This is a genomic window from Magnetococcales bacterium (assembly GCA_015228815.1).
In the GTDB taxonomy this organism is placed as follows: domain Bacteria; phylum Pseudomonadota; class Magnetococcia; order Magnetococcales; family UBA8363; genus UBA8363.
In genome coordinates, this window is record JADGCV010000003.1 from 76,942 (window position 1) to 100,101 (window position 23,160).

At 58.4% G+C, this 23,160-nt stretch carries 20 protein-coding genes; 7 read left to right on the plus strand and 13 right to left on the minus strand.

The genetic code is table 11. From position 1 onward, the window contains the following. Positions 1–105: 105 nt before the first annotated feature. The 3 genes from HQL76_02025 to HQL76_02035 all read right to left on the minus strand — a co-directional run bounded on the left by HQL76_02025 (position 106) and on the right by HQL76_02035 (position 2,226). The gene (locus tag HQL76_02025) at positions 106–708 is read right to left on the minus strand and encodes an SCO family protein (protein MBF0107941.1); all 603 of its coding nucleotides are present in this window, start codon (positions 706–708) and stop codon (positions 106–108) included. 49 nt (positions 709–757) lie between these two features. After that, positions 758–1,279 carry a copper chaperone PCu(A)C gene (locus HQL76_02030; GenBank protein MBF0107942.1) on the minus strand — a complete coding sequence of 174 codons (522 nt, stop codon included), beginning with the start codon at positions 1,277–1,279 and terminating at the stop codon, positions 758–760. 170 nt (positions 1,280–1,449) lie between these two features. Further along, on the minus strand, positions 1,450–2,226 hold the full coding sequence (locus HQL76_02035) for an NRDE family protein (GenBank protein ID MBF0107943.1): 777 nt from the start codon (positions 2,224–2,226) through the stop codon (positions 1,450–1,452). 209 nt (positions 2,227–2,435) lie between these two features. On the opposite strand from HQL76_02035, the gene HQL76_02040 reads away from it, so the two are divergent. Then, positions 2,436–2,834, plus strand: coding sequence for a response regulator (locus HQL76_02040; protein ID MBF0107944.1), 399 nt, complete (start codon positions 2,436–2,438; stop codon positions 2,832–2,834). 54 nt (positions 2,835–2,888) lie between these two features. Further along, positions 2,889–3,479 (plus strand): TetR/AcrR family transcriptional regulator, encoded by a 591-nt coding sequence (locus tag HQL76_02045; GenBank protein MBF0107945.1) that lies wholly within the window; start codon positions 2,889–2,891, stop codon positions 3,477–3,479. Positions 3,480–3,522: 43 nt separating this feature from the next. On the opposite strand, the gene HQL76_02050 is transcribed toward HQL76_02045, so the two are convergent. The 4 genes from HQL76_02050 to HQL76_02065 all read right to left on the minus strand — a co-directional run bounded on the left by HQL76_02050 (position 3,523) and on the right by HQL76_02065 (position 10,510). After that, on the minus strand, positions 3,523–5,628 hold the full coding sequence (locus HQL76_02050) for a hypothetical protein (GenBank protein ID MBF0107946.1): 2,106 nt from the start codon (positions 5,626–5,628) through the stop codon (positions 3,523–3,525). Continuing rightward, positions 5,613–6,968 carry an HlyD family efflux transporter periplasmic adaptor subunit gene (locus HQL76_02055; GenBank protein MBF0107947.1) on the minus strand — a complete coding sequence of 452 codons (1,356 nt, stop codon included), beginning with the start codon at positions 6,966–6,968 and terminating at the stop codon, positions 5,613–5,615. The genes HQL76_02050 and HQL76_02055 overlap by 16 nt, the downstream gene beginning before the upstream one ends. Continuing rightward, a complete protein-coding gene (locus tag HQL76_02060) occupies positions 6,965–7,735 on the minus strand; it encodes an efflux RND transporter periplasmic adaptor subunit (protein MBF0107948.1) in 771 nt (256 codons plus the stop codon). The genes HQL76_02055 and HQL76_02060 overlap by 4 nt, the downstream gene beginning before the upstream one ends. A gap of 69 nt (positions 7,736–7,804) precedes the next feature. Beyond that, complete coding sequence (locus HQL76_02065) at positions 7,805–10,510, minus strand: TolC family protein (GenBank protein MBF0107949.1); 2,706 nt, start codon at positions 10,508–10,510, stop codon at positions 7,805–7,807. Between the two features lie 50 nt (positions 10,511–10,560). Between HQL76_02065 and HQL76_02070 the strand changes: the two genes are divergently transcribed. The 5 genes from HQL76_02070 to HQL76_02090 all read left to right on the plus strand — a co-directional run bounded on the left by HQL76_02070 (position 10,561) and on the right by HQL76_02090 (position 17,404). Then, on the plus strand, positions 10,561–13,692 hold the full coding sequence (locus HQL76_02070) for a response regulator (protein MBF0107950.1): 3,132 nt from the start codon (positions 10,561–10,563) through the stop codon (positions 13,690–13,692). A 139-nt stretch (positions 13,693–13,831) separates the two neighbouring features. Next, positions 13,832–14,866: a tryptophan--tRNA ligase gene (gene trpS, locus HQL76_02075; GenBank protein MBF0107951.1), complete on the plus strand. Its 1,035-nt coding sequence runs from the start codon at positions 13,832–13,834 to the stop codon at positions 14,864–14,866. After that, entirely contained in the window at positions 14,859–15,662 is an 804-nt protein-coding gene (locus HQL76_02080; GenBank protein MBF0107952.1) for an rRNA pseudouridine synthase, read from the plus strand. The genes trpS and HQL76_02080 overlap by 8 nt, the downstream gene beginning before the upstream one ends. 38 nt (positions 15,663–15,700) lie before the next feature. Continuing rightward, positions 15,701–16,621, plus strand: coding sequence for an Rpn family recombination-promoting nuclease/putative transposase (locus HQL76_02085; GenBank protein MBF0107953.1), 921 nt, complete (start codon positions 15,701–15,703; stop codon positions 16,619–16,621). A 120-nt stretch (positions 16,622–16,741) separates the two neighbouring features. Further along, on the plus strand, positions 16,742–17,404 hold the full coding sequence (locus tag HQL76_02090) for an endonuclease (protein ID MBF0107954.1): 663 nt from the start codon (positions 16,742–16,744) through the stop codon (positions 17,402–17,404). An 82-nt stretch (positions 17,405–17,486) separates the two neighbouring features. On the opposite strand, the gene HQL76_02095 is transcribed toward HQL76_02090, so the two are convergent. From HQL76_02095 to HQL76_02120, 6 genes are all read right to left on the minus strand, one after another. Further along, positions 17,487–18,395, minus strand: a complete 909-nt coding sequence (locus HQL76_02095; GenBank protein MBF0107955.1) for a PleD family two-component system response regulator — start codon at positions 18,393–18,395, stop codon at positions 17,487–17,489. Between the two features lie 20 nt (positions 18,396–18,415). Further along, positions 18,416–19,147: an Hpt domain-containing protein gene (locus tag HQL76_02100; GenBank protein MBF0107956.1), complete on the minus strand. Its 732-nt coding sequence runs from the start codon at positions 19,145–19,147 to the stop codon at positions 18,416–18,418. Between the two features lie 44 nt (positions 19,148–19,191). Then, positions 19,192–20,295 carry a GDP-mannose 4,6-dehydratase gene (gene gmd, locus HQL76_02105; GenBank protein ID MBF0107957.1) on the minus strand — a complete coding sequence of 368 codons (1,104 nt, stop codon included), beginning with the start codon at positions 20,293–20,295 and terminating at the stop codon, positions 19,192–19,194. Between the two features lie 137 nt (positions 20,296–20,432). Further along, positions 20,433–21,959: an acyl--CoA ligase gene (locus HQL76_02110; GenBank protein ID MBF0107958.1), complete on the minus strand. Its 1,527-nt coding sequence runs from the start codon at positions 21,957–21,959 to the stop codon at positions 20,433–20,435. A gap of 16 nt (positions 21,960–21,975) precedes the next feature. Continuing rightward, positions 21,976–22,623 carry a phosphoribosylanthranilate isomerase gene (locus HQL76_02115; GenBank protein ID MBF0107959.1) on the minus strand — a complete coding sequence of 216 codons (648 nt, stop codon included), beginning with the start codon at positions 22,621–22,623 and terminating at the stop codon, positions 21,976–21,978. After that, positions 22,610–23,083: a hypothetical protein gene (locus HQL76_02120; GenBank protein ID MBF0107960.1), complete on the minus strand. Its 474-nt coding sequence runs from the start codon at positions 23,081–23,083 to the stop codon at positions 22,610–22,612. The genes HQL76_02115 and HQL76_02120 overlap by 14 nt, the downstream gene beginning before the upstream one ends. Between the last annotated feature and the right edge of the window lie 77 nt (positions 23,084–23,160).

Genomic DNA, 23,160 nt, shown 5'->3' on the forward strand with positions numbered 1-23,160 from the left:
CCGCGACCGATGGCCGTGGGAGCGCGGACCAGCAAAGCAGCAAGACAAGGCAAGACCGAAAAACAAAAGCCGGATTCCACCGCATGGGACGATCTTCCCGATCTTTCAGGGTTGTATTTCTTTGACGATCCTTCGTCTCATATCTTCAGGGGCCATGGCATGCTCGAAGATGTCGCGGAGTCGTCCCTGGTCGTCGATAAAATAGGTGCTTGAGGAATGATCGACCAGATAATGGCCGCGATCGGCGGGATTTTCGACCCGCGCATAATAGACGCCGAAAGTGTTGGCAGCTTGCCGCACTTCTTCGGCAGTGCCGGTCAGTCCGATCAGGCGTGGATGGAAGGCATCGGTGTAATCGCCGAGTTGCGCCGGAGTGTCGCGCTCGGGATCCACCGAAACGAACAGCGGCGTCAGGTGGTCCCCGACCCCTGTCGGGAGGGTGTTCAATACCTGGGCAATGATGCCCAGGTTGGTCGGGCAGACATCGGGACAGTAGGTATAGCCGAAATAGACCAGAAGATACGACCCTCGATAGTCCTCCAGTTTCCTGGTGGTCCCCTGTTCATCCTTCAGGGAAAAACTTCCCTTCAGTGGAAGAGGATCGGTGGATTCGGAATGTACCGGGCTAGCCAGGAACAGGGGCGATAACGCCAGGACCTTGAGAAGGCAACGAAAGTGGCGCTTTTGGCCATGCGTGAACGGATTCATGATGGCGTTCCCATGAGGATGGTCCTTCGGATGATCGATTGGCGGCGTTTCAATGTTTGTGGTGGTGGTCGGAATGATTTTCCCCCGCCATTTCCGCCGGCCCTTTGACCGGGACCTCGACCGTCATCCTTCCCGAACGGGCGAATTCAAGGGTCAGGGGGAACTTCGTCCCCTCGTTGAGCGGGGCGTGAAGATTGATGAGCATGATGTGCAGTCCACCGGGGCGCAGTTCCACACTCTGGTTCTTGGGGACATCGATGTGCGGTACAGCCCGCATTTTCATGACCGAACCTTCCAGAACATGGGTATGGAGTTCGATCGTTGCGGAAACCTTTCCATGGGCCGCCACCAATTGGTCGTCCGTTGACCCCTGATTGACGATTTTCAGGAAGACTGCGCCATTGGGTACCGTTCCCGGAGTGGCGCGGGCCCAGGGATTTTCAAGGATCATCCCCGAGGTTGTGGCAGAGGTGTCGCGGGATGGGGTCGGTTCGACCGTTTGACAACCGCCCAGGAGACCCAATCCAAGCGCAATGACCACAATGGCGCCGATTTTATTGAACCACGTCATGGCAAACCTCCGGATCCGATGAAGAGAAGAATGGGGATGCGACGGTAACGCAGATTTGATGCCATATTTAAACGATTGATGAAACAGGAATCTCTCCATCGTTTCGTTGTGTCTCCGTGCAAAATGGCCGATGGAGTGTGTCAAAAGACACGGAAAAAGACACACAAGGATCAGTTCGAATGGAGGGAGACCGGAAGGAACGTCGCACGATCTGGACTGCCCGCGGCGAAATGCCAAACGGGGGTGCGGTCGTGTTGACGGGGGTGGGGAAGGGCGATCAGCGAACTGGAAACGGTGGCGAAGCGGTTTTCCAGTTGGAAACACATGGCGCTTTCGGGACCCACCCCGGGGATGGGGGTGGTGCTGGAGAGCAGTTTGATCCATGCCGACCAGTCATTGGCGGATGGGTCGGGATGTGGCTGGGAACGAAAGCGAGGCAAATTCCCCCGGATTCTGGGATCGGTGGGATCGTCGAGGTCGCGGGAGGTCAGGAGGTGAAGACCGGGGCTCAAGGGGATCGTTTGCCGGGTGGTGTCGTGTTCGCTCGATGTGGCCCTCCAGGAAATCCAAAACCCTTGGGAAGCGTCGCAGATGACAAGATTGAAGGGACGTGGATGGTTTTTGTCCAGAAATCGTTCGATGGCCAGAGTGGCGGCGCGGGCCGTGTCGTGATCGAGCGCTTCGAGGACCAGCAGACCTCGGCTTGCCTTTCCCGGAACCGCTCCCAGGGTTCCCGTCCGATTCAATACCGCCGCGACGACCCCCCGATCGTTCATCCCCAGCCAGCTGCCTCCCGCCATTTGGTCAAGTCCGGCGAGGATATGCCTTCGGGTGGGCCAATGTCGTCCCGGTGGTCGCCAGGGGCGATCCATCATTTCGTCCCGGTTTGCCCCCAGGAGCAGGGGCCATTCATGATCGGGGCGGTAAAGAATGACGAGGCTGCACATGATCGCTTTCGAAAATGGATGGATTTGGTCCATGGAGAAAGGAGAGACAGCAGCGGGATGGTGTGGAAATTACCATGCACTTGATCTCGCTTTCACGGTATAATGACACATTGTTCTTTCCACGACTGGTATTGCCCCGGATTGGGGGAGGGTATTGCCGGGTTTGGAAGTGTATTCATGGACCAGGACATTGGAAGTGAGGTCGATTCATGAGAATCCTGATCGCTGACGACGACGACAGCAGCAGGCGGTTGCTTGAAGGCATCCTTTCCCCTTATGGCGAATGCGTCATGGCGGAAACCAGTCTCCAGGCGGTGGATCTGTTCCGGGAAGGCTACGACCGTGGTGACCCCTTCGAACTGGTGTGCCTGGACATCATGATGCCCGACATGGATGGTCAGGTGGCCCTGGCGCAAATGCGCGATATCGAAAAGGGAAAAAAAATATCGCCAAATGATCAAAGTATCGTCATTATGGTGACGGCGCTCAATTCGATGCAGACGGTGATTTCATCCTTCGACAAGGGAGGGTGCAATGCCTATCTGACCAAGCCGGTGACCAAACGAAGCTTGCTGGAAAAAATTAAAAAGTATGGCTTGATCGATTGAACTCGACGGCAGCGGGTCAACCATCCGGCAGCGCAGGGGGTAGGCATCCTCATCATGCCCAAACAAACCAAAACCTACATCAAGATTCTCGAAGCGGCCCTTCCCTTGTTTGCCGCCTTCGGCTACAAGGGCGTCGCCATGCGCGACATCGCCAATACCGTGGGCATCACCGCCGCCGCGCTGTACAACCATTTCCCGAACAAGGAAAGCCTCTACTTCAAGGCGCTTGAATACGCTTTCGAGGCCCAGGTTTCGGGACTGGCCGAGGCCCTGTCCAAAACCCATACGCCGCGGCATCGGCTTTCCGCCCTTGTCTCGTTCTGGGTCGAGACCTTCGGCAGTGATGTCATCTTGCGGGCCCTGCTGCAACGGGAAATGACCGACGCCGACGAGACCCGGCTGCGTCTGTTGGTCCAGTATGTCTTTCAGCCTGTTTACGAAGAGGTCGGTGGATTTATCCGTTCCCTGTCTTCACGCCACGATCCCCTGATGTTGTTCACCTCCATCGCCGGATTGGTGATGTACCATTTTGAAACGGCGCCGTTGCGTCGATTGCTTCCCGGTTTCGATGCCAATCATGACGAGCACGATACCATCATCGAACATGTCACCTCTCTGTTGGCTCAGGGGTTGGATATTCCCTGACCGACGATCTTCACGCCATTTTTTTCACCCCTGGCCGCGACGTTCAAAATCCACTCTCCCGCAGCAGAAGTGCCAACAGCCATCGGCCAAGGCGGACCATCGGGGCTTCTCCGGGGCGCTGGAACACGAGGGCGCCGCGAACGATCCGGGGGACGGGGAGGGTGAGATCCTCGGGGAGGCAGGTGGCGCGAAACAGCGTGTCTTGTGGGATGGGGAGGCCCTGGGCGGTAACCCGTACCACGACCGGACCGCCATGAATCGATGCCAGCATGGGATCGGGAAGGGTCTGAAGGCTGGTCCGGTCCACGTCCGCAAGACGGCATGTGCGTGGCGGCTGGTCTCCGGCCTCGGGGATGAACATTCCCGGGGTCCCGGGAGGAGGTTCGGGACCCCCGGCGGGAAGGACGGCCTCGATGATCCCCTGGGAGCGGTCGGCCAGGGTGAGAAGAATTTCATGTTCCGCGATCCAGTCTCCCGGGTTCAGGTGGGGCGCGAGGCTGACAACCTCGCCAGGAAACGGGGCGATGACGTTCAAACGACGAAACTTCTCTTTCAGGGCCAGGACCTGGGCCTGTCTAAACCGCAGTTGTTGGTGGAGTGAGGGTTCTCCTTCCAGTTGCAGCCGGCGGATGCCGGGGGCGTTGAGTTGCCAGGTGATCCGCTCGATGGCCAGATCGAGGGATCGGGCTTCATGGATCCGCTCGGGGGCGGACAGGCGCACGAGGAGGGCGCCCTGTTCGACCTTCTGGCCCAGGGTGATGGGGCGTTGTTCCAGCCGTCCTGCCTCGGGGGCGTGGAACACGGCATGGCGTTTGGCGCGCACGATGGCGGGGGCGTGAAGGTTTTCGTGCCAGGGAACGAACAGAAGCGCTACCATCACAAGGAGCAGCATTCCCGACATCAGGGCATGACCATTGTGTGTCCGGGTCCGTGGCAGGGAGGACCAGACCCGGATTTCCCGAAAGATGGGCGTGACGATGAAGTGGTGCATTTCCCACAGGAACACGATCAATCCGAGCAATTTGAACAGCAGATGATAGATGAACAGGGCGACCGCCACATACAGGGTCGTCCGATAGATCCAGGTCATCAGGGAAAAGAGGATCAGAAACCGGCGAACCGTCACCGGTTGCGGGTGCGGCGGTGGCAGACCGAGGCCCAATACCGCCTCCCGGAGCCACCACCGGCCAAAGGCGAAGGAGCGCTGGTGCAGGTTGGGAAAATTCAGGAGATCACAAAGGATGAAATAACCATCGAAGCGCATGAATGGATTAAGGTTGATCAGCAGGGTCCAGATCCAGGCGGTTGTGGCCAGGAGAAACGCGCTGTCCTTGATTGTCCCCTCGGGGAGAAAATGCCATGAAAACAGGGCAAGACCCGCCACGCCCAGTTCCGTGAGGATTCCCGCGGCCGCCACGAGGAGGCGTTTGTTTTTTTCGGGAAGTTTCCAGGTGTCATTGGTTTCGGTGTAAAGTACCGGCCACAGGGTGATGAAGGCGATTCCCATGGTCGTGACCCGGCAACCGAAATGGCGGGCGACGATGGCATGGCCCAACTCATGGACGCTCTTGGCGATCACCAAGGCGAACGCCGAATGGGCGAGGCCCGAGGGGGTGAGAAAACCGGAGAAGGCCGCGGTGAAAAGCTCCCATCGTTGCAGGGTCAGGATCAGGCCGACGCATGTGGCCGCGGCGATCGACCCGAGGACGGGCCGGGAAAAGAGCCGGGAGATTCGGGGAACCAGGCGTTGCAGCCAGCGATCGGGGTGAACGAGGGCGATCCTGAAAAAAAGGAGACGCGAAACGAAATCCTTGATGTTGGCGTGGTGATTGTTCCGCGCCTCCTGAATCCAGCGCTGTCGCTCCGAATCACTTTGTGGCTGAAGCAGATGGTATTGACGGAGGAAACGTTCAAGATCGAGAACGGTCGCCGGGGTGGTGTCGAGGGTTGTTTCTGCGCGGATGGCGGTTGCGATCCGCCGGGGATCGCCGAGAGACCAGCGCAGAAGTATTTCGAAGCTTTCCCATCCGATGCGATGGAACCGATGGCAGACCGGATCGTGAATGGTCCACGACGGGCTGCCGTCGGCGTTGACCGGTCCGGAGTGGAGGTCGAGGTCTTCCCTCAGGGGATTCAGATTCCCAGCCATTGCCGGATCAGGATCCAGGGTTTACGAACCAGGTGTCCGCCAAGGGTGACACGGCCATGATAAATGCGCGCCGATCCCCTGAAGCCGATACGGGCCAGGGGGGTGGGTCGATCGAAGGTGCCATCGAGCCGGTAGGCCAAGGTTCCATCCGGGGCGAGGTCGGCCATGTAATGGACATGGGTCAGGGTGGCCGCGATGGGGTCGGCGGGACGGCCATGGAGAAAAAGGGTGATCGGGTCGCCTGGTTCGAGCTGAATGGCATCGGTGACGGCCAGGCGGATGGACAGGGCGACACGGGAAGGGTCGGCCAGCATGAACAGACGTTCTCCCTGGTCGATGGGACGACCGATCCAATCTTCGGGATTGGCAAAAATGGCGATGCCGTCCCGTGGAGCGGCAATGACGACTCCTTTCAATTTTTCTTCGAGGTAGGTGACATCGGCGGAGCGTTGTTTGACCTTGAGGCGCAACAGGGTGGCCATGGAGGAGGTTTCCGCGCCGTGGACTGCCTGTTGTTCCGCCGTCCGCAGTTCCGATACGGCGATTTCCTGTTCGCGCAGGGCGATTTCCAGACGATTTTTCAATTCCTTGTCGTCCAGGACCAGAAGTGGATCCCCCGTGGCGACCTCCTGGTTGGGGCGGATGAGAAACCGATCGACGATTCCCTTCATGGGCGAACGGATAATGATCGGCTGGTCCGCCACGACCTCTGCCGGAGCCAGGACCGATTGCCGTATCGGCAGGAACGGAAGTGGTGACACCAGCAACAGCAGTGCCAGAGTTCGTTTTCGTGGCAGGAGCGACAACCATCCCCTGTGTGACCATGAGGGGCGGTTGGTGATCCGGTGCCACGCCAGGCCGTAGACCATCGCCAGATCTTCCAGATACACGATCTCGTCACGTTCGAAGCGGTGCTCCCGAGCCAGGAACAATCCTCCCTCACCGGCATCGTGGCGGCGATTCAGGGGAAGAAGAAGGCCATGTGGTGGCAGATGGTCGGGCCAATCGGCGCCGATGGGGGCGGAAACATTGTTTTTCGCGAGGACCAGGTGCCCCTCGTGGTCGTCTTGGGACATCGCCTGCCGCAGCAGGGTGGAGAGCCATTGAATGTACGGGGAATCGGGGTCGGGACGGGGATGACCCGACGTGGCCACGACTCGGCCACCCTCTTCCGTGGCGGACCACAGGGCCGCGTGACTGTAGACGACGAGCCGGCGCGTTTCGTTGACCACGAGAAATTCGAACGCTTCACGGGTGGTGACGGTTCCCGCCTTGCGCATCAGCTCCAGAAGGGTGGCGATGACGTGTGCCAGGGACGGTGTTTCGGGAGGGTGGTTCATGGTGGTCCGCGGAGTCCTTCGAGGATGGCCCGGCCACTCATTCCCGGCAGCAGCTCCGGATGATGACCGTCGATGCGTCCGACGATCTTGATCGATTGACTCATGGGGTCGATTCGGGTTCCGGTGGCGGTTACCCGGGTGGTGTAGGTGGTTGCGGTTTCATCGATGTGAATTTTGAAGGTCGCTCCCTGGGGCAGTTGATTCAGTTGGCGGCTTGGCAGCAGGAATACCGCTTCCAGGGCGGTGGGGTCGAGGATTTCCATCAAAGGATCGCCCGCCTTGACATATTGATGCGGTTGCGCCATCCGGACTGCCACCCGTCCGGAAAAGGGGGCTGACAGGTCGCAACGGTCGATCCGAACCTGGATGATTTTCATTTCCGCCCGGGCCGTGGCGGCTTCGGCGGCGGCCAGTTCTTCTTCCATCCGGCTGGTGGCGTCGAGACGGGAGAGTCTTTGTTGTACGGCAACTTTGGTCTCGGCGCTTTTGACCTGGGCCTTGGCTCGTTCGAGTTGCGCCTTTTCCAGGGCACAATCGAAACGGACCAGAAGCTGTCCTTGTTTGAATGGTTGTCCCTCTTCGGGTTGGATTTCCAGAATTCGTGCCGCAAAGTCGCTGGACAGGACCAGATGGCGGTGTGTGACCAGTTCGGCGCGCGGCTCCGGGGGCGGGAGGATTGGGAGGAGTGGGAGGAGTTGTTCTTCGCCCAGGGTGAATTTCATGGGCAGGAGCAGCGCCAACGCCACGATGATCCGTCGCTTCATCATGATGTCCTTTCCTCCCGGATCCAGAATTATTGAAAGAAAAAAGGGTCTGAATAGCCACCTTCGGACGTATCACTCTTTTCCCTCGTTTGATGGGGTTTGTCCGGGAAGCACACTGGCGCCCTCATGATCCTCCGTGCCACTTTTTTTCGTGGCCGCGACGATGAGTGGCGCGAGGGCATGATTTTTTTTGAGAACCAGTTGCAACCATTTGGCCCGATTGATGTGGTCGAAGGGACCGCATTGAAGAGTATACCATGTTTGGCCATCCTGTTCCCGCCGGGTCGTGATGCGCGGGGTCGGGCAAAGCGGTTTCAGTTTTTCCCGAATCTCCCGGAGTCCCTGCTCATCGCGTGCCGAAAGTGCCTGGACCCAATAGGGTCCGGGTCGGGGGTCCGGGTCGGGTTCACGGATGGCGGTCGAAACCTCGCCGGCGATTTTCCATCCTCCCGCCGTTTTTTCCAGAATCAGCAGTTTTTCCGAAAGATCATGATGAAGGTCGGAACGGTAACTTTGGACGAAGGTGGCTTCGATCCGACGGTCATCGATGGGATGAAGTTCCAGGGCGTCGATCATGATCCGGATGGAACCCAGAATCTTGAAATTTTCTCCCATCCGTTCCCGCCAACGCTCCAGGGAATCCTGGTGCGAGGGAATGAAACCGGGACCGTAGAACGAGACGAAACGATCCAGATCACGGAGCGACCAGGCGTTTGACCATTCCTGAACGAGGGTCCAGACCTCCTTGATGTCGGCGGGGGGAAGGGGAATGCGTGTTGTCCTTGACGTGGGCCGGGGCGGTGAAACCATGGCATGGGTTTCAGGACCGGGGCGTGGCGGAAGCGCCGTGGGCGACGGTTGCACCTTTTTTTCACTCCGGTTCGGGTCGCTGGTCACGGGAGCGGGTTTGCTCGTGTCCGGGGTGTCGGAGGGATTGGCGGTGGTTGTCGGTGCATGTTGCGTGGTGGTCGCTGGAATGGTTGTTTCCTCGTTGTCGGGAGTGGTTTCCGGCGTGGTTGACGAAGGATCGTGGTCGGAGAATGCCTCGGGATCGTTCCGGTCACCCTCATGGGGGGCGATGGAGAAATCGGGATGGCGCAGATATTCTGGGACGTGGGGCGGCGGGGAAGGTCGCGGATTGTCCCCGGAGGTCGCGGGGGAATGATCGACCGGGGCGGGGAGGTCGATGGCGGAATCAAGGATGGGACGCAACGGTTTGAATGGTTTGGGTTCGGACGAGGCCCCTTCGTTCCATTCGCGGGTCGCCTGACGCAGTTGTCGGGCCAGATCCTCGATGGCGGTGTTTTCGTCGATCGACGGAACCAGATCGACACCGATGGAGACATGAATCCTTCCTATCGAGTTCTGCGCCTCGGCATAGGCCTGATACAGTTGCAGGCGGGAAAAAATGGCCCCGGCGGCGGCATGAATGTGTTCGAGACGATTCTGGGTGTTTTCGCCCGTCAGGGTTCCGATATGGCGCAGGATGCGTTGATCGATGGCATCGATTTCCTCGGCCCGTTTCAGTTTGCGCACATCTTCCCGATATTGATGCCAAGCCAGATGAATCTGGGTCAGGATCGCCATGTCCATTGCCAGACGATGCAGGTCGCCGAGGGATTGACGATCCTCGGCCAGGCGGATCGATCGTGGACCCTTGAAGAGCTCGACCAGGTTGAGGATGACCTTCGAGGACAGGGCCTCCCATTGATGGTGCAGGGCAAAGGAGTTGGAATCGTAATTGTCCGAAAGGTCGATTTCCAGGCCGGGCAACAGCCGGAGCATCGCTTTTTTCACCTCGCCCTTGTCGATCCGCGCCTGATGTATTTTTTCCCGCGATTCGGGGCGGTGCAGCAATCCCAGGGTTTCCATCTCATCGAGGCTCATCGCGATTGGCGGGATCGCCAGGGCGTCGTCGTCGGGGATCAGCAGGCGAAAAGGGGCCCCGGGGGGAAGATGAATCAGCGCCGCGAATTCGGTGCGGGCCTTGTTCAATTCATGGCGCAACCCTTCCAATTGTTGCACGATGTCCATCAGTGCCCGTTGAAAGCGTAACATTTCCAGCTGCGGCTTCAATCGTTCATCCTCGACCCTGCGGGCCTTGTCGAGCGCCTCGGCGGCCAATGCCAGGACGGGGGGGATCCGATCCTCCAATTGTTGCGCCCCGGCGGCCCGCCAGAAGGCCGAGCGAATCTCCTGAAACAGGTTGTGCGCCGCCTTGCGACGGTTTTCCAGGGCGATGCGGGCCAGATCCTCTTCCTGGCCCGCCTGGACCCAGGCGATGCCAAAGTCGAGAATGTTCCAGATCATGGTCAGATCCGCCGAACGGATGGCCCGATCCTGGGAAATCGAATAGACGGAGGAACGGACGCCATCGTGGCTCGACATGCCGGAGGTGGCGGAAAACGAGTCGCGATCGGCATATCCGGCGCTGGCGGTCAATCCCGGCAACAGCGACAGTCCCGTCAGTTGGGACGATTCCTGCCGGATCGTCTGGTCGAGAACGGCGATCCGGTATCCAAGATTAAACTTCAATCCGCGCGCCAACGCCTCGAACAGGCCGATCGGATTCGAAAGATGGGATTCGTCGGGAAACAGTTGTTGCCGGTCCGTTGCAATGATCTCTTGACGCTCCGTGGGTGAAATGGGATCCTGATGCCACAGACACCCGCCGGACAGCCATTGCATGGTCAGAAGGATGACGACGCTCCAACGTGGACCCGTGCGACCGAAGAATGTTGGCCGATAGCCCTTGAGATCCGACCCACTGTGCGTCATACGCCGATCGTTTTCGAGTTCCCAGGATGGGGTTGGGGAGCGCGCTGCGATTGAATGACACGGTGAAGAGGGCTGCTGATTCCCTGATCATGAAGGCCCTCGATGCAAAAGAAAGACCAACCATCATGATCATCCCCGTTTGGCCCTCCCGGAGAAACAATGTCCACGCGGCAGTCCCTGACGATCCGATGGGCCGCCCGGCGTTCCGGTCGGGGTTCGAAGCAACCGGTCGGCGCGTTTCGACCGCGCTGTCGTCACCCGCGACGGTGCCCGGAGTTTTTTTTCGGGGTTGTGTCCGGTTGGGCATGGGAATGCTGTTGTTGCTGTCGCTTCTTGTTTTTCTTGTCCCAACCGCGGATGCGCAACCGCGCGGGATTCGGGTGGGGGTTTATCAGAACAAGCCGGGGGTTTTCTATACGGCGACCAACAAGGCCCAGGGGTTTTACGTCGATATTCTGGAGTATGTCGCGACCGAGGAGCAATGGCGCATCGACTATGTGTTTGGTTCCTGGTCGCGCCTTCTGGAGCATTTGGCGGATGGTGAAATCGACCTTGTCGTCGCCATCGCCCATACCGAGGAACGGGACAAGACCTTCGATTTCAATCGGGAAACGGCCCTGGCCAACTGGGGTCAGGTCTACGTCCGCGACGGCGCCATCCAATCCCTGATCAATCTGGAGCACCGGCGGGTCGCGGGCCTGGAAAGCGATGTCTATACCCTGAGTCTGAAAAAACTGCTCAAATCCCTCGACATCCCGCATACGTTCATCGAGGTGCCACAGTACAGCGATGCGATGGAACTGGTCGCCCTCGGTCGGGCCGATGCCGCCATCGTCTCCCGCACCAGCGGACTGGTGCTGGAACAGGAGTATCCGTTGATTCGCAGTCCGATCATCTGCTGTCCGGTCGAGGTTCGTTACGCGGTGGCGGGCGGGAGGAATCAGGATCTGATCCTTGCTTTGGATCTTCATCTGAAGCGGCTCAAGGACGACAAGGATTCCATCTACTTCAAATCGATGGACAAATGGTTCGGCAACATCCGCCCCAGGGAACCTCTGCCGTCATGGTTGCGCTGGAGTTTTGCCATTGTCTTTCTTTTGCTTCTGCTTTTCATCGTTGGCAATCTGTGGTTGCGGCGGGAAGTCCGGTTGCGTACCCGGGAGTTGTTGGCGGCCAAGGTGGCGGCGGAGGAGGCGAGCAAGGTCAAGAGCGAATTTCTGGCCAACATGAGCCATGAAATCCGCACCCCGCTCAACGCGGTCATCGGCATGACCGATCTGGTGCTGGACATGCACCTGGAACGCGAACAGAAAAGTTATCTGGAAATTGTCCTCTCCTCGGCGGAAGCGCTGTTGGCCCTCTTGAACAGCATTCTTGATTTTTCCAAGATCGAGGCGGGGCGGATGGAGTTGGAAAACATACTGTTTCCCCTCAAGGATCCCGTTGGCAGCGCCTGCGATACCCTCGCCGTCAATGCCCATCGCAAGGAACTGGAAATCTATCTTGACATCGATCCCGGGGTCCCGGAGATGATGCGGGGCGATCCGTTTCGTTTGCGTCAGATTCTCGTCAATCTGATCAACAATGCCATCAAGTTTACCAAGCATGGCGAGATTGTTTTGGAAATCACTTCGGTTCCTTCGTCCGGGCCTTCCCGTTCGTCGATCACCTTCGCCGTTCGCGATACCGGGATTGGCATTCCCGGGGAAAAACTGGAAAAGATTTTCGACAGTTTTACCCAGGCGGATGGTTCGACCTCAAGGAAATACGGTGGCACCGGCCTGGGGTTGACGATCTCGCGTCAACTGGTCGAATTGATGGGGGGGGTGCTGGAGGTGGAGAGCGAAGAGGGCAAGGGGAGTCGGTTTTTCTTTACCCTCGATTGCGAAACGGCGCCGCACATGGAGGGGACGAACCGGCAGCCGCTTCAGGGGATGAATATTCTCGTTGCCGATATTCTGGAAACCAATCGCCGCCTGGTGGCAGGGGTTCTGAGCCGGCTTGGCGCCCGTGTCACCGTGGAATGTGATGGCGACGCGGCATGGCGGGCGATGTCGGAAAGTCCTGGGAGTCCCGGTTCCGGCGGTGCGGAGGATTGGGAAGATACCGGATTCGATGTGTTCGTCATCGGGCATAAATTGTGGAATGGCGCCGATGGCAGCACCCTTTGCGGTCATTTGGGGAGTCGATCGGATTTGTGCGAAAAGACCGTCGCCATGTTGCCGGCCCATCGGCGCAAGAACGATCCTCATCTGGAACGTGGTCCGCATGTCGGGGCCATGCTGGTGAAGCCGGCCCATGCGGAACGATTGCTCGACACGCTGCAATCGATGCCGCTGTTGGGTTTGCTTCCCGATCGTCCCGTGGGACAACGCTCCCGTGGCGAAGGAAAGGCTGGGGGAAATACCTATCATATCCTGGTGGTGGAGGACGAACCCAACAATCAGAAACTTGTTACCGACATCCTCGATCAGGCGGGGCATACGTGGAGTCTGGCCGGGGATGGTCTGGTGGCGCTGGAGCGGATCGAGGCGGAGGTTTTCGACCTGGTGCTGATGGACATCATGTTGCCGGGGATGGACGGATACGAGGTGACCCGGGCGATCCGCAACAGAGGCGCCGATCCGGTGGGCACGGCCTCCTCGGTTCCGGTGATTGGAATCACGGCCCATGTACTGAAAGGGGACCGCAACAAATGTCTCAATGCGGGGATGAATGGATTCCTCGCCAAGCCGTTTCGCCCGCGGGATCTGCTTTCGGTGTTGTATCGCATGGACAAGCAGTTGACCCAGAAAAAGGTGCTGCGCAAAAAATCGAGCCAGGTCAAGATCATCAAACTCAATTTTATCGGCAGTCCCGAGTATCATGCCACCCGCGTCGTCGTCTTTACCCAGTGGCCCCGGATCATGACCCGTCTTTACAATGCCATCGAAGCCGGGGATATGACGGTCGTCGCCACCAATGCCGAGGAGATGAAAGGGGTGTCTCACGGGATTGGCGCGGATCTGGTGCGCAACGAGGCGTTCAAGTTGGCCATTGCCACACGCAATTCCAGCGCGACCCGGCAGGTACGGGAACAATTCGTGGAGTTGGAGCGGGAGTATCTCAAGGCGGTTATGGTGATGGTCATGGCGGAAAGTGACCGCCTGAGCGGGGATGACCGGGATCTTCCGTCGCGGTAAGCGCGGGTGAAATGGCGCGTGAAAAACAAAGTCAAAATCAAAACCCTGGGGGCAATCCCCCAGACCCCTTTTTTCTTTCAATAATTGAACCCAGAGGGTACCTGGGCCATTACCAAAAATCTTGAAGGATCCACATCCAATGACCAAAGAATCTCCGGACCGTCCGGTGGCGTTGAGCGCGGCTCAACCAACCGGACAATTGACCATTGGCAATCTGTTTGGCGCCATCCGGAACTGGATTCCGTTGCAGGAACGTTACGACACTTTGTTTTGCGTCGTCGATTTGCACGCCTTGACCGTCCGCCAGGATCCCCATGAATTGCGCAGCCGCATCCTGGAACTGGCCGCCATTTATCTGGCCTCGGGAATCGATCCGGAAAAAAGTGTGATTTTCATTCAAAGCCAGGTCCATCAGCATGCCGAACTGGCGTGGCTTCTTTCGACCTTCGCCCAGCTTGGGGAACTGGAACGGATGACCCAGTTCAAGGACAAGGCCCAGAGGCATCGGCAGAATGTGAACGCGGGCCTGTTTACCTATCCGGTCCTGATGGCCGCTGATATTCTGCTGTACCAGACCCAGGTCGTACCTGTCGGCGAGGACCAGAAACAACATCTGGAGCTGACCCGGGATATTGCCATCCGTTTCAACAATATTCATGGCCCGATCTTTCGGGTTCCCGAACCGATGATCGAGGCCGAAGGGACGGCCCGGGTGCGCGACCTTCAGAATCCGGAGAAGAAGATGTCCAAATCGGTCGAGTCGGAACTGGCCCGGGTCATGATGCTTGACGATGCGGCGACGGTGCTGAAAAAATTCAAGAAGGCGGTCACCGACAGCCTGGGTGAAATCCGTTTCGACGAGACCCGTCAGGCGGGGGTCACCAATCTGTTGACCCTCTGGTGCGCCGCGACGGGACAGGGACGGGACGTGGCCTTGGATCATTTCAGTCATCATCAATATGGCCGCTTGAAGGTGGAAACCGCCGAGGCGGTCAATGCGGTCCTCGAACCCATCCGGGACCGTTATCGACAGTTCATGGCGGATCGGGGAGAACTGCAACGGATCCTCGATCGCGGCGCCGAGCAGGCGGCGCGACGGGCGGAAGAGACCATGATTCGGGTCATGGATGCCCTTGGTTTGCCGGTCCATTCGCGGGGCCCCCTTCATGGCTGATTCCATGCGTCTGCAAAAGTGGTTGTCCCAGGCGGGTCTTTGTTCCCGACGCGAGGGCGAACGATGGATCGCCGAGGGCCGTATCGCGGTCAACGGTCAGGTGGTGATGCAACCGGGTTCCCAGGTGAATCCGGGGGACCGGGTGGTCGTCGATGGAAAGCCGGTAGCGGGCGGAAGCAGGCAGAGACGTCTCCTTTTGGCGTTCCACAAGCCGCCCGACATCTTGTGTACCCGTCGCGATCCGGAGGGCCGCAAGACGATCCATGATTTTTTCTTCGATGTTCCGGAACGGTTGCTCAATGTGGGGCGGCTGGACATCAATTCGGAGGGGTTGATCCTGATGACCAATGATGGCGATCTGGTCCATCGGTTGACCCATCCATCTTCCCGGATCGCCCGCCGGTACCGGGTTCGGGTTCATGGGCGGATCAACGAGGCAACCTTGAACCGGCTGCGTCAGGGGGTCGAACTGGACGACGGCCCGACCGGTCCCCTTGAAATCGTCGTCGATCGGGATACCGCCGCCAACAACTGGTTGACCCTGACCCTTCGCGAAGGACGCAACCGGATCATTCGCCGCATCTTCGAAACCCTGGACATGAAGGTTTCCCGCCTGATCCGTGTTTCCTATGGCTCGGTGGCTCTGGGGGAGTTGCCGCGGGGGCTTTGGCGACCCGTGACGGGGTGGGAGGAACGGAAATTGTTCGACGAAGATGTCGCCATGGCTTTGAACAGGGACAGTGGTCCCGTCAAGGTATTCAGGAAACCGGCCATTGCGGGAAGGGATCGGCCATGAAATTGTGTCATGACCGTGGTTTACGGAGTCTTTCCAAGATGAAGCAACGTCATTTGATCAGTTTCGACTGGGCCTTGAAGCGTCTGTTGCGCAGCAAGGCCAATTTTGAAATCCTGGAAGGGTTTCTCTCCGAACTTCTTCGCGAGGATGTGCGCATCGTTGAAATCCTGGAGAGCGAAAGCAATCGGGAAGCCCGCAACGACAAATTCAACCGTGTCGATCTCAAGATCAAAAACACACGGGATGAGATTGTCATCGTTGAATTACAATATGAACGAGAGTGGGACTATTTACAGAGGTTACTCTTCGGTACCGCCAAGGCCATCACCGAACATATGACGGAAGGTAGGCCTTACGCCAGTGTCATCAAGGTCATTACCGTCAGCATTCTCTATTTTGATCTGGGGCGTGGCAGCGATTATATCTATGTGGGCAGCACCTCTTTCAGGGGGATGCATACCCAGGAAGAATTGGCCTTGGACGAGGGGCAGAAAGCCTTGTTTCAACGCCCTTCGGTAGCCGCTATTTTCCCGGAGCATTACTTGATCAAGGTGAAAAATTTTGATGATGTCGCCCGCGACACCCTGGACGAGTGGGTCTATTTTTTGAAAAATTCCGATATTCGTGACGAGTTCACGGCGCGTGGATTGAAAAAGGCCAAAGAAAAGCTTGATGTTCTGCAATTGCCGGAGACAGAGCGCAAGGCCTATGAACGTTATCAGGACGAACTGCATGACCAGGCAAGTTTTGTGCTTTCCACCTATGGTGCCGGTAAATGGGAAGGACGGCAGGAAGGAGAAGCCGCACTCCTGACGCGCCTATTACAGCGCCGCTTCGGCACGGTGTCCGAATGGGCCAGCGAAAAGATCGCCAAAGCCGGGCCATCCTTTCTGGAGGAATGGAGTCTTCGATTTGTGGATGCCCAGTCACTGGACGATGTTTTCTCGGACAAGGTGTGATGGGGACATCCTTGCCTGGTTTTGAAGAATTGTGGAAGAGGTCGGAGGCGGGAACTGCCAAAGCATGATGAACGACGCGCCGAATGGGTATCTGAATTTTGTTGCAGGGGCGTTACGACAATGATGAAGGCCGATCCTTCCGGTCTCTACCGGCGGTTGTATGAACGGTATGGCCCGCAACATTGGTGGCCGGCGCGGACCATGACGGAAATGATGGTCGGCGCGGTTCTGGTGCAGAATACCGCCTGGACCCAGGCGGCCAAGGCAGTGGCACGGCTGGAAGAACGGGGATTGCTGGATTTTGTGGCCATTGCGGCGGCGGCAGAGGAGGAACTCTGGGACATTGTCCGTCCTGCGGGTTATTTCCGGATCAAGACGCGCCGTCTCCAGGCTTTGGCGGCGTTCATGGCCCCGTGGGAAACGGTTTCACGGGTTGTTTCTCCGGAAAATGGCGAACTGCGGCGTCAGTTGTTGGCGATCCATGGAATCGGCAAGGAGACCGCCGATTCCATTCTTTGTTATGCCGCCCGGCAACCGGTGTTCGTGGTCGATGCCTATACCGGGCGTTTGTTCGAACGGCTGGGCTGGGTGGCGCGAAAGGCCGATTATGACACCATGCAGAGATTGGTCCATGCGGCCATGCCGGCGGATGCGGCGGTTCTGGGAGAGTTTCATGCCCTGATCGTTCGGCACGCCAAGGAACATTGCCTCAAGAAACCCCGATGCGCGGCGTGTCCCGTGGTGGATTGTCCCTGGAGTACACAGCATTCTTCATCGCGTTGATTTTGTCCGACCGGAGCGCCACCCGCCGGGTGGAACTGGTGTCCAGGGGCGGCTGGAAGATCGCCATTCCGTCTGTCCATGATCACACCGCGACAACATACCGGTTTCTTCCCTGGCCCTTCGCAAGATACAAGGCGTTGTCCGCCTTTTCGATCAAATATTGCGCCGGATCGTCTTTTCCCGGCCAAACCGTCGCCACGCCAAGACTGATGGTGACATGAGGGGCGGCGGAAGAAAACGAATGGATAATCCCCAGATTGGCCACTGCCAGACGCATCCGCTCCGCTACCGCAACCGCCCCCTCCTGCGTTGTTTCGGGAAGGATGGTGGCAAACTCTTCGCCACCATAGCGCGCCACCAGATCCATCGCCCGCTGCATCGGTCCCGTCAGCGCCCGTGCCACTTCGATCAGGCAATGATCTCCCTGTCCATGTCCATAATTGTCATTATACAGTTTAAAATGATCCACATCGATCAACACCATCGATACCGGATGTCCCGTCCGCACCGACCGGTTCCATTCGAAGCGCAAAAATTCATCGAATCTTCTGCGATTGGCGATGCCCGTCAAGGCATCCAGATTGGACAACCGCTCCAGCATGTCGCCGCGGCGCTTGAGTTCCATGTGCGTCCGCACGCGGGCGCGAACGATGGCAGGATGGAACGGTTTGATGATGTAATCGACCGCACCGGCGGCAAACCCGACGGCCTCATCCGCCTCCCCGGTTCGCGAAGTGACGAAGATGACCGGAATGTTGCGCGTCAGAAGATTTTCCTTCATCTTCCGGCAGACCGTAAATCCGTCCATTCCCGGCATCATCACATCGAGCAATACCAGATCAGGCAACGGCGGCGTTTCCAGACGGCGCAAGGCCATGGCGCCATCCGTGGCCACCACCGTGCGATATTCCTGGCCAAGAACACTCAGGAGCACGTCCAGGTTGATCTTTTCATCATCGACAATCAACAGCTTGGCTTTTTCACCTTCCACGCTTTGCCTGTTCCTTCCAGTCAGAAATGTTCCCCGCGAAGCATGAACCAAAGTTGACGCAGGGTGGAAGCGGCTTGATCGAAATCATAATTGTCCACCTGCCGGGACAGATTACGGTACAGATCACTCCGAACCCGCTCTCCAAGAAGTCGTCCCAATTCCCCCAAATGCTCCTTGACCTCGCCATCGCCTTCGTCGATCGCCTTCTCAAGACATCGGACCACATCCTCCAATGGCCGTTCCCGGGACGCAACCGCCTCGGACTGTCCAGTGTTTCCCATGGGCCTCTGGGTTCCTTTCTTCGTTGTTCCTTCCGACCAGGTCTCCACGGAGGCATCATCTTCCAACGGTGTCAGGGAAGTGACAAGACGTGTCCGTTCGCGCTCGAACGCCTGCATGACCTCTTCGGGAACCGGGCCCGTTCCGTTGGATGTATCCAACGTCCGTTCCACGTTCAAGGCCTGATCCCGCAAATCCATCGCCCCCACGGTCGCCGCCACCCCCTTGAGCGTATGAAACATGCGTCGCACCTCGGCCCAATTCTCCTGGTCCTGATGGCCCGCCAAAAGCTCGGGAAACTGGCGGCAGCGACGCAGCGTGTTTTCCAGCACCTTGCGGTAGAGGCGCCGGTCGCCATCCATGTTCTCCAGCCCCTCTTCCAGGTCTACCCCATCCAACAGCTCCGGAAACCGGGCATGCTCATCGCCGGTCGGGAACATGGAATCGTTTGCAGACAATGTGTCGGTGGACATCTCAACCTCCAGAAACCCTTTCCCTGGATCGCATCGCTTTTCCCTCAGCCATCCAGGGACCCCGCCCCCAGAAGAGGAATTCCCTGTTCGAGGAGCAGTTTTTCCAGTCTTGCCTTTTTCATGTCCTGTTCCACCATCTCCCGGACCAGTTCCCTGAAGGTGATGCGCGGCGTCCAGCCCAGTTTTTCCCGTGCCTTGGTTGCGTCTCCAAGAAGACATTCCACTTCCGTCGGACGAAAATAACGTGGGTCGATGCGCACGATGATCCGTCCTGTCTCCCGTTCGATCCCGACCTCATCGACCCCCTTGCCGCGCCAGAGAATCGTCATGCCAAGCGCGTCGGCGACCGCTTCGACGAATTCCCTGACCGAATGTTGTTGTCCGGTGGCGATGACATAATCGTCGGGATGCTCCTGTTGCAACATCAACCATTGCATTTCCACATAGTCCCGGGCATGACCCCAATCACGCAAGGCATCGATGTTGCCCAGCAACAGCGTCTCTTCCAAGCCCAATTGGATCCGCGTCAGACCCCGGGTGATCTTCCGGGTCACGAAGGTTTCGCCACGGACCGGCGATTCATGATTGAACAAAATGCCATTGCACCCAAAAATACCGTAGGCTTCCCGATAATTTACCGTGACCCAATAGGCATACAGCTTGGCCGCGGCGTAAGGAGAACGGGGACGAAACGGCGTCGTTTCCCGTTGCGGCGTTTCCGCGACCTTGCCATACAATTCCGAGGTCGAGGCCTGATAGAAACGGGTCTTGTCGATCAGATCGAGGATGCGAATCGCTTCCAGGATGCGCAGTGGCCCCAGGGCGTCGGTATTGGCCGTGTATTCCGGAGTCTCGAAGGAGACCGCCACATGACTCTGGGCCGCCAGGTTGTAGATTTCGTCGGGCTGCGTCTTCTGGATGATCCGGATCAGGTTGGTCGCGTCGGTCACATCGCCATAGTGAAGGACAAACCTGCGATCGGCGACATCGGGTCCCTGATAGAGATGGTCGATCCGTTCCGTATTGAACTGGGAGGAACGACGTTTGATGCCGTGTACTTCATATCCTTTTCCCAAGAGAAATTCCGCAAGATAAGCGCCATCCTGACCAGTGACTCCTGTAATCAGGGCAACCTTTTTCGATGACATATCGCTTATCCATGGCTGTTTCATTGCGGAAAGGGACTTGAAACTTGGTGTTGAATATTAATCGAGACGCTCGTCCAAGTAAAGACGAAGGTTGGCGTTATCGAAGAATATCACATTTTCCCATGAATTCGTGGTGTTCAAACGGAAGGGAGATCGCGCCTGAGAAGTTTGCCGGATGGAGTGCGCGGCAGGGATGGAACCTGGTGGTACACCTGGGGATGTTTATACGGTTCGAGGCGGCTGGCGAGCCAGTCTCGGGCTGTCCGTTCGTCGAACGGTGTGGTTGGATCGGGCGCGACGAAAGCGATCAGAAATGGTTTTTCCTGATCGTGGCGCATGGCCACGGCGACCTCCCCGATCCCCGGACAGGTCTCCAGAACCGATTCGACCTCCATGGGATGGACCTTGAACCCCCCCAGGTTGATGCAGTCATCGGCGCGTCCAAGAAGGAAAAAAAAACCTGTTTCGTCGCGGCGGACCAGATCTCCGGTGGGAAACCACCCGCCCGCGGACGGCAGTCCTTCGCCGGGTTTGCCATCGGGGTGGATGTATCCCGGGGTGACATGAGGCCCCCGTACCAGCAATTCCCCGTCGCCTTTGCCCTCATGGCGTCCCTGGTCCGACCCCAGGATCACCTCGACTCCGGGAGTGACGCGCCCCATGGCCGAAAGCCGGTTCATGCTCCGGGCCTCGTGGTATTCCAGGAACAACGACCGGGAGGCTTCGGTCAGTCCGTAATGATGCCACAGCCGGGCATGGGGCATCAAATCGCAGAGACGTTCTTTTTCCGTCACGTCCATGGACGCGCTGCCGATTTCCACCAGGCGGATCCCTGCAAGCCAGGGGGCGATCCGTTGTCCCAGGGCCAGAAGAAGGCGAATTCCGGCGGGTACCTGGGAAAACACGGTCGCCTTTGCCGCGCGTATCCCCTTGAGCAATCGTTCGGGACGGAATCGTCCCGGAAGAAGATGGACAAAACTGCCCGCCGCCAACCCGCAGCGCAACCGCCCCAGACCGAAGGAATGATACAATGGCAGGGTGATCACCTCCACATCGTCCCCGGTCAGACCCATGACCTGGTTGATCTGGTGTGCCGCGGCGCTGATGTTGCCCAGGGTCAGCGCCACATGCTTGGCTTTTCCGGTTGTGCCGGTGGTGGAGAGTATTCCCACCACGTCATCGTTCGATGGACCATCAGGCAGAGTCTGGTGTGCCTCCAGGTCCGGAAACACCGAGGCCATATCCACCTGGATCGGGATTCGTGAACCTTGGACCGGACGGGGAGACCGTGCCAGGTTCCGCAACAGCCCTTCGGGGGCGATCACCATCGCCGGATGCAAATCGGCGCGGCGGCTGTCCCATTGGACCATCGTCAGTCCCGGATCGATCGGAACCGTCACTGCCCCCAGGCGCAGCGATCCCAGGTAGCACAGGATCGAGGCGGCGGATCCGTCCATGACCAGAAAGACCCTCTGTCCCCGCGCAAGGCCCTGTCCCGCGAGTCCCCGGGCCACCCCGCCGGTCCGCCGCCACAAGGTCCCATAATCGAGCGTTTCCCCCCCTTCCCAGGCCAGGGCCGGTTTGTCCCCGCAGTCACGGGCATGGTGTTCCAGGCGTTCGAGAAAATGTTTGCCGAGGAAGGGGGTTGTCCAATGTTGATTCATCAGTCCATTCCATCATTCATCGGGAGCCTGACCATCCACGATGAACCTCGGAGACGAAGTGCCGGATCAGGCGGGGATCCTTGATTCCGGGGGCCGATTCGACGCCACTGGAGACATCGACGGCATGGGGACGAACCTGGGAAACCGCCGCGGCGACATTGCCCGGATTCAATCCTCCCGCTAGGATCAAGGGCCGATGTCCTGGATGGTGTTGCAGCAGTGACCAGTCGAAGGTGCGTCCATTCCCCCCCGGCAAACCGGAAACCTTGGCATCGTACAGGATGGCCGCGACGGTATACGCTGCGGCCTTTCTCATGTCGTTTTCATCGGCAACCCGCAATGCCTTGATGATCCGTCGCGGAAGACGGTTGCAAAAATCGGGCGTTTCATCTCCATGCAGTTGCCAGGCGTCCAGACGGACCTGGTTGGAAATCGACTCGATGTCATGAAGCGCCGCGTTGACGAACAATCCGGTCACCGTCACGAACGGCGGCAGTTCCGACACCACTTCCCGGGCCTGGGCAACCGTCACCGAGCGGGGCGATTTTTCGAAGAAGACCAGACCAATGGCATCGGCGCCCGCCGCGACGGCCTCTCTGGCGTCCTCGGGACGGGTCAGGCCGCAGATCTTGATGCGGACTCTGTAAGGATCATGGGGCGACATGGGGCATGACCAGTCCTGTCGCGGGCGGATCCAAACGGGGAGAGACCTCGGAAGAGGTGTCGGGAGCGCCGACAGAGCGGCTGGTCACATCGGTCGCAACCATTCCCTGACGCGGGCCAATGGGCCCCCCCTGATTTTTCATCCGATCCATCATTTCCACCTGAATCTGTCCCTGGAGCGTGTCGTACATGCGACGGTGGGCTTGAATCCGGTATTCCACGCGCTTTCTTTGAAATTCCGCCTCCAGTTCGGCGTTTTTTTTCGTCACATAGCCATCCAGGGTCATGTACCCCATGGCAAGGACCGCGATGAAGACACCGATCATGGCCAGTGTCATCGGCGACATGCCCGATTTTTTCGGAGGCTCTTCCTTGGGCTCCCTGGGCGCCTTTTCGGCGTCTCCCCCTGGGGCCGAGGCCTGAATAAGGTTGTCCAGTTCCGAATCCTGATTTTCCGCCATGGGCTTGTTCCACGCGATTCGAGTATGATGGGGCGGCCCGGCCATTCATCGTCAGACGACCGCCTGGATCATTAAGC

Coding starts and splice junctions, on each gene's coding strand:
- HQL76_02025 (MBF0107941.1), bottom strand. CDS start 708: ATGAATCCGTTCACGCATGGCCAAAAGCGCCACTTTCGTTGCCTTCTC.
- HQL76_02030 (MBF0107942.1), bottom strand. CDS start 1,279: ATGACGTGGTTCAATAAAATCGGCGCCATTGTGGTCATTGCGCTTGGA.
- HQL76_02035 (MBF0107943.1), bottom strand. CDS start 2,226: ATGTGCAGCCTCGTCATTCTTTACCGCCCCGATCATGAATGGCCCCTG.
- HQL76_02040 (MBF0107944.1), top strand. CDS start 2,436: ATGAGAATCCTGATCGCTGACGACGACGACAGCAGCAGGCGGTTGCTT.
- HQL76_02045 (MBF0107945.1), top strand. CDS start 2,889: ATGCCCAAACAAACCAAAACCTACATCAAGATTCTCGAAGCGGCCCTT.
- HQL76_02050 (MBF0107946.1), bottom strand. CDS start 5,628: ATGGCTGGGAATCTGAATCCCCTGAGGGAAGACCTCGACCTCCACTCC.
- HQL76_02055 (MBF0107947.1), bottom strand. CDS start 6,968: ATGAACCACCCTCCCGAAACACCGTCCCTGGCACACGTCATCGCCACC.
- HQL76_02060 (MBF0107948.1), bottom strand. CDS start 7,735: ATGATGAAGCGACGGATCATCGTGGCGTTGGCGCTGCTCCTGCCCATG.
- HQL76_02065 (MBF0107949.1), bottom strand. CDS start 10,510: ATGACGCACAGTGGGTCGGATCTCAAGGGCTATCGGCCAACATTCTTC.
- trpS (MBF0107951.1), top strand. CDS start 13,832: ATGACCAAAGAATCTCCGGACCGTCCGGTGGCGTTGAGCGCGGCTCAA.
- HQL76_02080 (MBF0107952.1), top strand. CDS start 14,859: ATGGCTGATTCCATGCGTCTGCAAAAGTGGTTGTCCCAGGCGGGTCTT.
- HQL76_02085 (MBF0107953.1), top strand. CDS start 15,701: ATGAAGCAACGTCATTTGATCAGTTTCGACTGGGCCTTGAAGCGTCTG.
- HQL76_02090 (MBF0107954.1), top strand. CDS start 16,742: ATGATGAAGGCCGATCCTTCCGGTCTCTACCGGCGGTTGTATGAACGG.
- HQL76_02100 (MBF0107956.1), bottom strand. CDS start 19,147: ATGTCCACCGACACATTGTCTGCAAACGATTCCATGTTCCCGACCGGC.
- gmd (MBF0107957.1), bottom strand. CDS start 20,295: ATGTCATCGAAAAAGGTTGCCCTGATTACAGGAGTCACTGGTCAGGAT.
- HQL76_02110 (MBF0107958.1), bottom strand. CDS start 21,959: ATGAATCAACATTGGACAACCCCCTTCCTCGGCAAACATTTTCTCGAA.
- HQL76_02115 (MBF0107959.1), bottom strand. CDS start 22,623: ATGTCGCCCCATGATCCTTACAGAGTCCGCATCAAGATCTGCGGCCTG.
- HQL76_02120 (MBF0107960.1), bottom strand. CDS start 23,083: ATGGCGGAAAATCAGGATTCGGAACTGGACAACCTTATTCAGGCCTCG.